At 44.2% G+C, this 12062-nt stretch carries 11 protein-coding genes; 4 read left to right on the plus strand and 7 right to left on the minus strand.

Translation table 11 applies throughout. The features are described from left to right. Positions 1–16: 16 nt before the first annotated feature. Together rsmD and DFP77_RS06355 are read right to left on the minus strand one after the other, a co-directional pair. On the minus strand, positions 17–616 hold the full coding sequence (rsmD, locus tag DFP77_RS06350) for a 16S rRNA (guanine(966)-N(2))-methyltransferase RsmD (protein ID WP_114411437.1): 600 nt from the start codon (positions 614–616) through the stop codon (positions 17–19). After that, entirely contained in the window at positions 613–1929 is a 1317-nt protein-coding gene (locus DFP77_RS06355) for a peptidase M16 family protein (RefSeq protein ID WP_114411438.1), read from the minus strand. Before DFP77_RS06355 ends, rsmD begins: the two co-directional genes overlap by 4 nt. Before the next feature lie 161 nt (positions 1930–2090). Between DFP77_RS06355 and ftsY the strand changes: the two genes are divergently transcribed. The 4 genes from ftsY (at position 2091) to rpoH (ending at position 6027) form a co-directional block, all read left to right on the plus strand. Next, the gene (gene ftsY, locus DFP77_RS06360) at positions 2091–3311 is read left to right on the plus strand and encodes a signal recognition particle-docking protein FtsY (RefSeq protein ID WP_114411439.1); all 1221 of its coding nucleotides are present in this window, start codon (positions 2091–2093) and stop codon (positions 3309–3311) included. 40 nt (positions 3312–3351) lie between these two features. Next, positions 3352–4023 carry a cell division ATP-binding protein FtsE gene (ftsE, locus tag DFP77_RS06365; RefSeq protein ID WP_110577038.1) on the plus strand — a complete coding sequence of 224 codons (672 nt, stop codon included), beginning with the start codon at positions 3352–3354 and terminating at the stop codon, positions 4021–4023. Then, positions 4024–5031 (plus strand): permease-like cell division protein FtsX, encoded by a 1008-nt coding sequence (gene ftsX, locus DFP77_RS06370; RefSeq protein ID WP_114411440.1) that lies wholly within the window; start codon positions 4024–4026, stop codon positions 5029–5031. A 129-nt stretch (positions 5032–5160) separates the two neighbouring features. Next, a complete protein-coding gene (rpoH, locus tag DFP77_RS06375; protein WP_114411441.1) occupies positions 5161–6027 on the plus strand; it encodes an RNA polymerase sigma factor RpoH in 867 nt (288 codons plus the stop codon). A gap of 85 nt (positions 6028–6112) precedes the next feature. On the opposite strand, the gene DFP77_RS06380 is transcribed toward rpoH, so the two are convergent. The 5 genes from DFP77_RS06380 to metK form a co-directional block, all read right to left on the minus strand. Then, positions 6113–6973 (minus strand): energy transducer TonB, encoded by an 861-nt coding sequence (locus DFP77_RS06380; protein ID WP_114411442.1) that lies wholly within the window; start codon positions 6971–6973, stop codon positions 6113–6115. Between the two features lie 6 nt (positions 6974–6979). Beyond that, complete coding sequence (gene gshB / locus DFP77_RS06385) at positions 6980–7927, minus strand: glutathione synthase (RefSeq protein WP_114411443.1); 948 nt, start codon at positions 7925–7927, stop codon at positions 6980–6982. A 247-nt stretch (positions 7928–8174) separates the two neighbouring features. Next, positions 8175–9683, minus strand: coding sequence for a TolC family outer membrane protein (locus DFP77_RS06390; RefSeq protein WP_114411444.1), 1509 nt, complete (start codon positions 9681–9683; stop codon positions 8175–8177). A gap of 86 nt (positions 9684–9769) precedes the next feature. Next, positions 9770–10501 (minus strand): 16S rRNA (uracil(1498)-N(3))-methyltransferase, encoded by a 732-nt coding sequence (locus tag DFP77_RS06395; protein ID WP_114411445.1) that lies wholly within the window; start codon positions 10499–10501, stop codon positions 9770–9772. Between the two features lie 105 nt (positions 10502–10606). Continuing rightward, complete coding sequence (gene metK / locus DFP77_RS06400; protein WP_114411446.1) at positions 10607–11770, minus strand: methionine adenosyltransferase; 1164 nt, start codon at positions 11768–11770, stop codon at positions 10607–10609. Positions 11771–12062 lie beyond the last annotated feature (292 nt).

Below are 12062 nucleotides of genomic sequence, written 5' to 3' on the forward strand. Positions count from 1 at the left end.
ATAATAGTTAGGTCAATTATTTAGTAATGCTAAACAATCGGTAGACAAGTTGTCCGGCGGTTTTCTCTTTTATCAAAGACCAATGCGCTGGTAATTCCGGTAGCAGTGCTTCTTTTTCCATTTCTATGTACACCAACGCACGGTCCGCCAGCCAGCCTTTTTCAAGTAAGGGGATAATTTGCGCTAGCCAGCCTTTACGAAATGGCGGGTCTAAAAATACTATGTCCATAGGCTGTGGGGTTGCCGTGTCGAGAAATACGGCGGTGTTTTGTGCTGTCACGCTCGCATTGGTGGCACCTAAGGTGGCTAGATTTTGCGTCATTTGTTGGGTGACAACTCGGGAGTTATCGACGAAAGTTAGATGTTTTGCTCCCCGTGATAAGGCTTCTAGCCCAAGCGCACCTGAACCACAAAAAAAATCGGCACAAACAGCGCCCGGAATCTCATGGTTGATCCAGTTGAAGAGAGTTTCTCTGACTCTGTCGGGAGTGGGGCGCAGCCCTTCGATGTTTGGAATTGGCAGTTGGCGTGAGCGCCATTCACCAGCAATAATTCGCAACTTGGCGGCTTTCGCTTGGCTTTTACTTGACGCGTTATTTAGTGGTTTTTTTTTCATTGGTAAACCTGAATCTCTTGGTAAGAGGATGATATTAATAGCTGAGTGATAGCCACTTGATAATCTTCTGCGCTGAAGCTATCGACCGCCTCTTGGTAGTTATTGGCGAATTGCTCTAGAGTCAGTTGGCTGTCTACGTGGGTGATTTGTGTGGCGATGTAGCTCCACCATGTGGGTGATAACGCTTGTGTTTCGAGTTGCGTTTTAAAGGTATCTAGTAAGGTCTGAAACCTTTTCTCACTTTTGATGGAGGGCACTTGTTCGGTAAACACGAGGCTTTTTGCATCAATTAATTGGTCCATTTCTTCGTTCGATACTGTAGGTGCAATGATAGGGTTATTACTGTATTGAATGCTCCACCATGCCCAAGGATTGGTTGGGGAAAGGGTGAGGGCAAGTTGAACAAAGTCTATATGTTGTTGCTGATTTAGTGTGGCAACTAGGTCTGCTCCCCAAATCTGTAAGCTAATCCATTCCTTTATCGTGGCTACTGGCTTTAATGCAATGGCACTGCGAGTCTGCCAAAGCTCACCTTGGTTCTGTTGAATGATGGTGCTGAGTGGTTCGTGTTGGATTTGCTCTGCTGGATTCTTGGCTATTTGAAAGTCTTGGCTGATCTCGTTCAGTGCTGTTTGAAGGCTTTTCTGTGCTTCAAGCGTTAGATCTCCGACTATATAAATGGCAACGGCCGCGTTTTTTAAACTCTGGTAGTAATCGATAATGCGTTCTAGCGATGCTGGTGTACGGTTTCTACTGATTTGTTCTGCCGCACTGTCAAAGAATAAGGCATCTTCAAGCTCGTGCTGTGCATCTGGTGACAAAGGCCTCTGAGCTTGCCAATTGTCAAAAGTACGACGTTTGAAATCTGGGCTCTTTAGCCATTTGGTGACTAATGATAATGAGGGCAGTAAATAATCGGTTTCATTGTTTAAAGTTAAGCCAATGACTTGGTTTTCATGGTCATAATAGCTGTTTGCACTGGCTGCCAATGGTGCAAGTCTTTGGTTAATTGAGGCGGTACTTAATGGAAGAGAGTCGCTCATCAACATGGCCAGTGTTGTTTCTATCAATACGGTATTGGTGGTGACGGAACGAAAAGCAAAGCGAAGCTCTACTTTATTGCTGTTTTCCCACGTCTCTTGCTTGAGCCACACCACAGGAACGCCTGATGAGGTTGTCCAGGTTTCTAACTTAGGTGTAGGAAGTGTGCTACTGGTCGCGGTTAAATTGAGCAACCAAATTGCCAGTGTGCAGAACAGCATAATGGCCGCTAAAACAGGTCGACTAAAGAGAGGTTTGTTACTGTCAGACATAATTAACCTTGAATCGGTATGTGTTAGTGTGAAACTAGGCCTGTTTGCACACTAAAATGATGTTAAAATAGTCGTTTTAGTGCTTATCTGCGTGGCACAATGTCCAATCATAGCATTTCACTGATGTTAACTGCATCAGTCAAAATAAAGAGACCGATTTAATGGAAGTTGTTAATCAAATCATTGTTTTTTTTACACCGTATTTTGGTGAATATGCGCGTTATGTTCCTATTGCGATTGGAACGCTATTAGCCATTATAGCCTTTATTATTCGCCGCCGGTTTGTGAATAAAATGAATGCAGATATTAAAGCGGCTAAGAAAAAGGATATAGATGCATCTGAAGCTAAAGATGGCACTACAAGCACGCCGGAAACAATTGATGTGGATTCCTCTTCAATTGAAGAAATAAGTGATCATAGCCCTATTGAAAGTCTGCCTGTTGAAGAACCGGCGCCAGCGTTATCTTGGTCTCAGCGTATTAAGTCTGGATTATCTCGTACACGAAGCGGTTTAGGTAATGGTTTGTCTTCGGTTGTCCGTGGACATAAAAAAGTAGATGCAGACGTTTTAGAGGAATTAGAAACTCAGCTATTAATGGCGGATGTTGGTATTGATGCAACACAGGCCTTAATGACTGGTTTAACAGAGAAGCTGAACCGTAAAGAGTTAAAAGATTCTGATGCCTTGTTGAATCAATTGAAAGCCGATATGCAGGGTATTCTTGCTGTCTCTGAACAAGAGCTAGAGCCAGCTAACCAAGAAGGCCCTTTTGTTATCTTGATGGTTGGCGTAAATGGCGTAGGCAAAACGACGACTATTGGCAAACTAGCGAAAAAATATCAGGCAGAAGGTAAAAGTGTTATGTTGGCGGCGGGCGATACTTTCCGTGCAGCCGCAGTTGAACAGTTGCAAGTGTGGGGCGAGCGCAATAATGTACCTGTTGTGGCGCAACATAGTGGCGCGGATTCCGCTTCAGTCATTTACGATGCTATTGAATCTGCTAAAGCCAAAGGTATTGATGTTGTGATTGCTGATACGGCGGGCCGTTTGCAAAACAAAGCAAACCTAATGAACGAGCTGTCTAAAGTCGTTCGTGTCATGAAAAAACTAGATGTACATGCGCCTCATGAGGTGATGCTTGTACTTGACGCGGGGACAGGTCAAAACGCAATTAGTCAGGCGAAGTTGTTCTCTGAAGCGGTTGGTGTGAGCGGTATCACATTAACTAAGCTAGACGGTACGGCAAAAGGCGGAATTATTTTTGCGATCTCTAAACAGTTTGCTCTGCCAATACGCTACATTGGCGTGGGCGAGCAAGCGGATGACTTGCGTCCTTTTGTTGCGCAAGAATTCATTGATGCCTTGTTTGATGGCGAATAGAAAAACATTCAACCTTTTTAGTTAAGGATAGTGGATAAACGTGGAAATTGAATTTCAACGGGTGGGTAAAAAGTACGAGAGTGGTCAAGAAGCATTGTCACAAGTGAGTTTTCATTTGCGACAGGGCGAAATGGCTTTTCTTACTGGGCATTCTGGTGCAGGTAAAAGTACCTTAATGAAACTCATGATGATGATTGAACGTCAAACCTCTGGCCAAATTTTGGTTGATGGGGTTGATCTGCGTACCTTAAGCCGACGAGCCGTGCCTCACCATAGACGTCGTGTCGGTGTGGTTTTTCAAAATCACCAGTTGTTATTAGATCGAAGCGTATTCCATAACGTAGCCCTGCCCCTACAAGTGAGCGGTGCTGACCCGGCGCAGATTGCTAAACGTGTTAGAGCAGCGTTGGACAAAGTCGGCTTATTAGACAAAGAAAAATATAACCCTATGGCATTGTCTGGTGGTGAACAGCAACGTGTTGGTATTGCCAGAGCGGTAGTGAACAAACCTCAATTACTGTTAGCGGATGAGCCAACGGGTAACTTAGACCCTAAGTTGTCCGCTGAAATTATGAATCTATTCCAAGAGTTTAATCGTGTTGGCGTGACAGTCCTTGTGGCAAGTCACGATCTTGCGTTGGTGGCACGTATGCGACATCGAGTCTTGACGTTAAATCAAGGTCGAATGGTTAACGATGGAGGGTTTGGCTAAATGGCACAAAAGCCGAATCAGCGAGGCGCCACTCGAGAGTCCATTAAAGCGACGAAACATAATTGGCCGACACGGACTACGTTTAGTCCCAATAAGTACTTTCGTCAGCACCAAGCAACGCTAGCAGAAAGCTTCATGCGTTTGATCAGCTATCCTTTGGCGAGCGTCATGACAGTGATGGTGATTGCTATCGCATTGTCATTACCCGGTGGTTTGTATGTTTTATTGAAAAACGTGCAGTCGGTGACTGATCAATGGGAACAGCAGTCTGTTATTACTCTGTATCTTTTCCCTAATATGGAAGACACTCAGGCTTTGGCATTATCCCATCGTTTATCTGCACAAGATGACATCGCATCGGTGGAATATATTTCTAAGGAAGAAGGGCTAAGGTATTTTGAGCAATCCAGTGGTTATGAGCAGATTATGTCTGCACTTCCAGAGAACCCGTTGCCGATCGTTTTACGAGTGATTCCTAAGCAAGCAGTGGACATTACGACTTTGTCGAGCTTGCAAGCCCTACGCGATACATTGGCCGCTGAAAAAGAAGTGGATCATGCAGAATTAGATGCACAATGGTTACAGCGTCTTGCGAATATACTGAGTTTTGGCCAGCGTTTTGTGTATGCCTTATCCGTATTGTTGGTAGTTGCTGTATTACTTATCGTGGGAAATACCATTCGCATGGCGGTAGAAAGTCGTCGAGACGAAGTGTTGGTGATGAAGTTGGTAGGCGCTACAGATGCGTACATTCGTAGGCCCTTTTTATACATGGGGTTTTGGTTCGGTGTATTAGGCGGTTTTTTTGCAAGCCTATGTATTCTCTTGCTTAGCTGGTGGGTAAGTGCGCCAGCGGAGCGATTGATTGATCTTTATCAGAGTGGTTTTGATCTTCAGTCTTTTAATGCAGATGAGATTGTTTTATGTTTAACTATCAGCGCGTTTGTTGGAGTATTCGGCGCGTGGATTGCCGTTAACCGACATATCGCAAATATTGAACTGCAGTGACGATGAAAGGCTAGAATCAGTCTAAAGATAATAGCCATGGTTTATTCACATTTATGTCACACACAGGCAGAATTTACTTGTTAGTATTTTGTCATACACAGTATGAACAACTAGAAGGTGGAAACAGAGATGGGTAAAGCTCTCCAACCTACAGACATGATGATTCCAGGTCAAAACCTTGAATCTTATATGCAAGCAGTCGGACGAATTCCGATTCTTACGGCAGACGAAGAAAAAGCGTTAGCTGAGCGTCTTTATTATAAAGAAGATCTTGAAGCGGCACGTACATTGGTTATGTCGCACTTGAGATTTGTTGTGCATATTGCAAAAAGTTACTCAGGATACGGTTTAGCCCAAGGCGACCTTATTCAAGAAGGCAATGTTGGCCTGATGAAAGCAGTAAAACGATTTAACCCTGAAGTGGGTGTGCGTCTTGTGTCTTTTGCTGTGCACTGGATCAAAGCTGAAATTCATGAGTTTATTCTGAAAAACTGGCGTATTGTGAAAGTCGCGACAACGAAAGCGCAACGTAAGATGTTTTTTAATCTGCGCAGTGCGAAAAAGAGCCTGTCTTGGTTCAGTAACTCCGAAGTTGAGTCAGTTGCTAGTGATCTTGGTGTCACGCCGGAAGTGGTTCGCCAAATGGAAGGGCGTTTAAGCGCGTCTGATATGGCATTTGATGCTTCTGCTGATGACGATGATGACAGTGCTTTCCAAGCGCCTTCTCAGTATTTAGAGGATCATCGATCCGACCCTGCAACCTTGCTTGAAAACGGTAACTGGGAAGAAGACTCTAACCAGCGTTTAGAAGTTGCAATGTCAGACCTTGATGAGCGTAGCCGAAATATTCTAGTACAGCGTTGGTTATCTGATGCGAAATCGACATTGCATGAACTGGCAGATGAATACGGTGTGTCTGCAGAGCGTATTCGACAGCTCGAAAAAAATGCGATGAAGAAAATACGTCTTGCTATGGGTGATGGTCAATTTGACTGATCGTTAACTTTAGTAAACGGTAAGAAGAAGCCCTCTATATGAGGGCTTTTTTTGTGCCTAATGTTTTTAATATATTGGTTTATGTTTATCGGCTTTGCAGTTGGTTGCCAGGTACAAATCGCCAAGTGCGGATGATTTCTAGCTTATCTACTTCTTTTTTTAATTCGCTTGGGAAGGCTTGAAAGGGTTCGGCAAGGCGAACAATACGCATTGCAGCGTCGTCTAAGACTCTAATTCCAGAGGACTGTAGCACTTCTATATCATCGACGTAACCACTGGGCTGGATGATCACAGCAAGGCGTAGTTCGCCATATAGGTGATTACGCTTGGCTTCTTCTGGGTAGTGAATATTTCCTATCCGCTCTATTTTACGGCGCCAGTCATCCAAATATTGGGCATCAACTGCTGCTTTTGCTGACACTGAAGTCAGTCGTCGAATCCTTGGGCGTTTCGCATAGGATTGCCTTTGTTGATCGAGCAGTGCTTCTAGAGTCGCAATATCGTTGGATATGTGGCTGGGTATTTGCGTTTCACCACGAAACTGCTCTTCGAGTGTTTTAGCTGCCTCATCTGGCTCGTTGATGATCTCAAAAACGGCTTCTTGATTTTGTGTCGCCAGCAAGCTGGGTTCATCTATGGGTCTTTGGGAAGCGAGTTGAGGTTGAACCGGAGGCGAAATTTCTTGGATAGTATCAGATAAAAATTGTGCGTTTTCTGTGGTGGTTAGCTTCTGTTTGCGAAGCTCCGTTCCGCTTGCTTGTTGATTGGCTTGTGCGATGAAGTCCGCTTCATTGGGCGCTTTTGTAGTGTGTTGAACAAGCGTTACCTCCAGTGTTTTGGGTTTTGGTGAAGGCAGCTCGAAATCGAAGCCAATAATCATCACCATTAGCACATGAAGGCTAATGGCAATGAAGAGCGCGATAGAAAATTTATCAATTACTCGCATCGGCTATTACGGGAGACGTTTCTCAATGGCTTCGATTAATGTCATTGCGATATTGAGATCGAATTGTGAGTCTAATTCACGCACGCAAGTTGGACTGGTGACATTGATTTCAGTGAGATAATCGCCGATAACATCTAAGCCAACAAACATTAAATTCTTTTCTTTTAAAGAAGGAATCACTTGTTCACAAATCCAGCGATCTCTGTCACTGAGTGGGCGGCCTTCACCACGACCACCTGCGGCTAAATTACCACGTGTCTCACCGGATGCAGGGATACGGGCCAGAGTGTAAGGTACTGGTACGCCATCAACGACTAAAATGCGTTTATCCCCCTGTTTGATTTCTGGGATAAATTTTTGCGCCATGATTTGTTCTGTACCCATGTTAGTCAATGTTTCGATAATGACGCTGACGTTGGAGTCGTCTGGTTTAAGGCGGAAGATAGAGGTGCCTCCCATACCATCTAAAGGCTTGAAAATGACGTCGCCATGTTCTTTATGGAAGTCTTTCAGTAAATCTGTGCGACGTGTTACAAGCACCGTTGGACAGCATTGCGGAAATTGTGTCGCGAACAGTTTTTCATTGCAGTCGCGTAGGCTTTTTGGATCGTTTACCACCATAGCGCCATCACGTTCTGCTTGTTCTAAAATCATGGTGCTGTAAACAAATTCACTGTCAAACGGTGGGTCTTTACGCATCAAGATAACGTCTAATTCACCAAGTGCCATTTTGCTTTCATTGCCTAGGTCATAAAAATGCTCAGGGTCTTTGTATACATTGAGCGGACGAGTCATGGCATAGGCTTTACCATTGTCTAGAAATAAGTCCTTTTGCTCCATGTATATAAGCTGCCAACCTTTGTCTGCAGCGGCCCATAGCATGGCGAGTGAGGTGTCTTTTTTGTAGTTGATGGATGCGATTGGATCCATAACAATGCCGAGCTTAATAGTCATAGGGGTAGTTCCTAAAGCGAAAGCGACGTTTTAGCGCTTTGATAAAACGATTAATAGGTGTTGATGCTATAGAAATATGGGGACGCTGAGAAGAAAAAACACCCATGATTTTCATATAGTTGATTTGAGAAATAAAAATCGGGCGTATTACGAATGATTAAGGTCTGAATTAATCGTCATCTAGGACTTGAAGCCATATAGCAACAGAGTCTTTGAACGCAAAGACTCTGTATTAACTGGCCTGTTGTTACCAACTACTGCCTTTTTCACCTGCATCAAGGAAAAGTTCACTCTCTGTTGGCACTTCTTCGTTGTTGGTGGGTGGTGTACGTTGAGAGTTGACTGACGCTTTTTTTGTCAGTGCGTTCTCCGCAGCTTGCAATTCTTCAGTAGCTGTTGGTGGAATCTTTGCTGGCACTTTGGCTGCTTCAAAAGAGTCATTAAATCCAAGTACCTGCGGGCGATAAATACGGAACGCGCGCATTAGCTCGCCTTTTGCATTAAACAGCCTGAATTCAGAGAAAAGCTGATCGTAGTCTGCATTCACGTAATCTTGACGAGCTTGAAACAGTTCATTTTCGCTATCCAACACATCCAGCAATGTACGTCGGCCTAAACGGAATTGCTTTTCATAGGCAATTTGAGACTCTTTCGTGGCAATAACATATTGACGAATATGTTCTTTTTGCCCTGTTGTTGCTTCAAAAGCTGCCCATGCTAAGCGTACCGTTAATTCAGTATCTCTGATTGTTTTTCGTCGTATTTCAGTGGCTTGTATATTTTGTTGAGATGCCACTTCGGCTTGGCGTTTTTGTGTGCTGCCACTGTAAAGGTTGTAATTTAGACGAACCATTGCAAGTAGGTCTTCGCTTGGGCCTTCATCACCATCAATATTGTTATTCCATGTTCGCTCTAGAACAAAGCTAACAGTCGGGTATTTTCCTGCATCGGTGACTTTCTGTGCACTCTCTGTTGCGGCTACGTCCCAACGAGCCCCTTCAATTGCAGGGTTTCTCTTAAGGGAGTCGTTAAGTGCTGAGTCAAGATCTTTTGGCAGTAGGTCCTGGTCTGGAACTGGGTAAATAAGTTCTTTGGGTGGCATTTCGCTCACGATGTTGTTGTAGTTACTTTCTGCGTCTTTTAAGTTGTTAACCGCGGCGAAATAATTTGCATGCGCTTTCGATAGTCGTGCGGTGATTTGACTGAGATCAGATTGCCGCCCTATGCCCGAATCACTTTTAAGCTTGATCTGGCCATAAATGCGTTGGTGGGTCTCAAGATTCAGTTCTGCCAAATTCACCAGCTCTCGATAACGTAAAATGTTGGCATAAACTTGAGCAACTTCAAGTGCAGTATTTTCGACCGAAATGAGAGCGCTCCAGCGATCAGCTTCGGCTTCGCTGCTTAAACGCTCTATTTCATTTACGGTAGAAAAACCATTAAAAAGAGGCTGATTCAAAGACAGTGTTAACTCTCGACGGGCAAGATCAATGTCAGCAGAGTTGGGGTTGTCGTCGGCGTAGGTAGTTTCATGTCCTATGCCTGCTGAAAGGTCGACACTTGGGTAATAGCCCGAACGTCGAGCAATGTCTGCACTTTCTTGCGATTCTCTATATTTTGCTACAGCTTGTCGTACTGATGGGCTATTTTCTATTGCTGTGTAAGTGGCTTCTTCAAGGGATATAGCGTGCGATATTGCAGGTACAAAAGCAGCTCCAATATAAACCGTGCAAGTTAACACTATTCGGTAAAACATGTGATTCTCTGTCCTTTATAATTCCTATTGGGATGATAAATCCATTTATTTTATGAATATGTTGCTATTCTGTTATGATGAGTAGATTAGATATCTCCCCATAGCGTGTTGATTACACTGAGCGCAACAATTGGCGCAGTTTCAGTTCTTAGTACTCTAGGTCCCAGCGAAATAGCATTAAACCCAGAATTTTCAGACAGTTGCACTTCTTTTTCACTAAGGCCACCTTCTGGCCCAATCAATAACGCGATACGATTATTGATTGGCTTTTCGAATTGTCGAATGGGTTTAGCGCTATGGTGATGCAATGTTAGCTTTAACATTTCATTACAATTTAAAATCCACTCAGTTAATTCTATTGGTGGATACACAACAGGTACAATACCACGACCGCATTGTTCAGCTGCACTTGTTGCGACTTGCTGCCAATGTTGTTGGCGCTTTTCTGCACGGTTGTCTTGTAGTTTCACTTCGCAACGTTGACTAAAAAGTGGTTGGATAGCAAATACGCCAGCTTCGACGGCTTTTTGAATAGCGTAATCCATACGTTCGCCTCTAGACAATGTTTGCCCAACGGTGACTTGGATTGGCGATTCGTTTTCAAGCATTTCAAAATCGGCTACCTGGATACTGGCTGAGCGTTTTTCGACATCACTTAACATCGCATTATATTGACCACCTTTACCATTAAACACGCGAATAGGGTGGCCTGATTTGAGGCGCAGAACCTTGCAGAGGTGCTGGAAGGATGAGTCAGGTAAGACAAGGCTAGTATTCTCGCTGAGTTCTGTATCGATAAAAATTCGTGGAATACGCATACGTGTCTTATGTTCCCTAATGCTTGAGGACGTAGAAATAAAAAAGCCTTCGTCTGTTTTCTAAAAGAAAGGCAGAAGAAGGCTTTATAACGGAAATTGAGAAAATTATAAACCAGCAGCTTTGCGTAATGCGTCTGCTTTGTCCGTTTTTTCCCAAGTGAAATTTTCACCTTCACGACCAAAGTGACCGTAAGCCGCTGTTGGCAGGTAGATCGGGCGTTTCAAATCGAGCATTTTGATAAGGCCTGCTGGACGTAATTCGAAGTGCTCACGAACCAATTGTGAAATCACGGCATCACTTACTTTGCCAGTACCAAACGTATTGATACTAATGGATGTTGGCTCAGCCACGCCGATGGCGTAAGAAATTTGAATCTCACATTTATCAGCAAGTCCTGCTGCAACGATGTTTTTTGCTACATAGCGACCAGCGTAAGCAGCAGAACGGTCAACTTTAGAAGGATCCTTACCAGAGAAAGCGCCACCACCGTGACGAGCCATACCGCCGTAAGTATCAACGATGATTTTACGACCTGTTAGACCGCAATCGCCAACTGGACCGCCAATGATGAACTGACCTGTTGGGTTGATGAAGTATTTGGTGTCTTTGGATAGCCATTCAGCAGGAAGAACAGGTTTGATGATTTCTTCCATGACGGCTTCACGAAGATCCGCTTGCTTAACAGATGCGCTGTGTTGTGTCGAAAGAACAACCGCATCGATTGCGCAGGGCTTGCCATTTTCATCGTAACGGAAAGTGACTTGGCTTTTCGCATCTGGGCGAAGGAAGTCTAGGGTGCCGTTTTTACGAACCTCAGCTTGGCGTTGAACCAAACGATGTGCGTAGGTGATTGGGGCAGGCATTAGCACGTCAGTTTCGTTCGTTGCAAAACCAAACATCAAACCTTGGTCGCCAGCCCCCAGCTCTTTTTCACTGGCTTCATCAACACCTACCGCGATATCGGCAGATTGTTTACCAATGGCGTTCATTACGGCACAAGATTCCCAGTCGAAACCCATGTCTGAACTGTTGTAGCCGATTTCACGGATAACACCGCGAGCGATTTCTTCGATGTCGACCCATGCGTTGGTACGAACTTCACCTGCAACCAAGACCATGCCGGTTTTAACGAGAGTTTCGCAGGCAACACGTGCTTCAGGGTCTTCTGCCAAAATGGCATCAAGGATGGCGTCGGAGACTTGGTCGGCGATTTTATCTGGATGGCCTTCAGAAACGGATTCTGAGGTAAATAAAGAATATTCTGACATATTGAGTTTTCCTCTTTAGCTGAGTTAGTCGCTAAACAGGCATAAAAAAACCTGTTCGGCATCAAAAGTGCTAAACAGGTTCTTGCGTATCTGTTTAGCTGAGTTTATATAGCGCCCGCAAGCCGAGACAAATCGACGCTGTATTAGTAGGGCGAATCATGAACTAGCATTGTTTAAATATCAACCCAGTATGTGGATTTTAATGAGGCAAAAGGTGGTTTTTTTGTTACGATGGTGCAGATTTCTAAGTGATTTCATTTTCTTTGCCCAGTGTTTGGGCGTTACGATGGTG

Source organism: Marinomonas foliarum, from assembly GCF_003337275.1.
GTDB lineage: Bacteria > Pseudomonadota > Gammaproteobacteria > Pseudomonadales > Marinomonadaceae > Marinomonas > Marinomonas foliarum.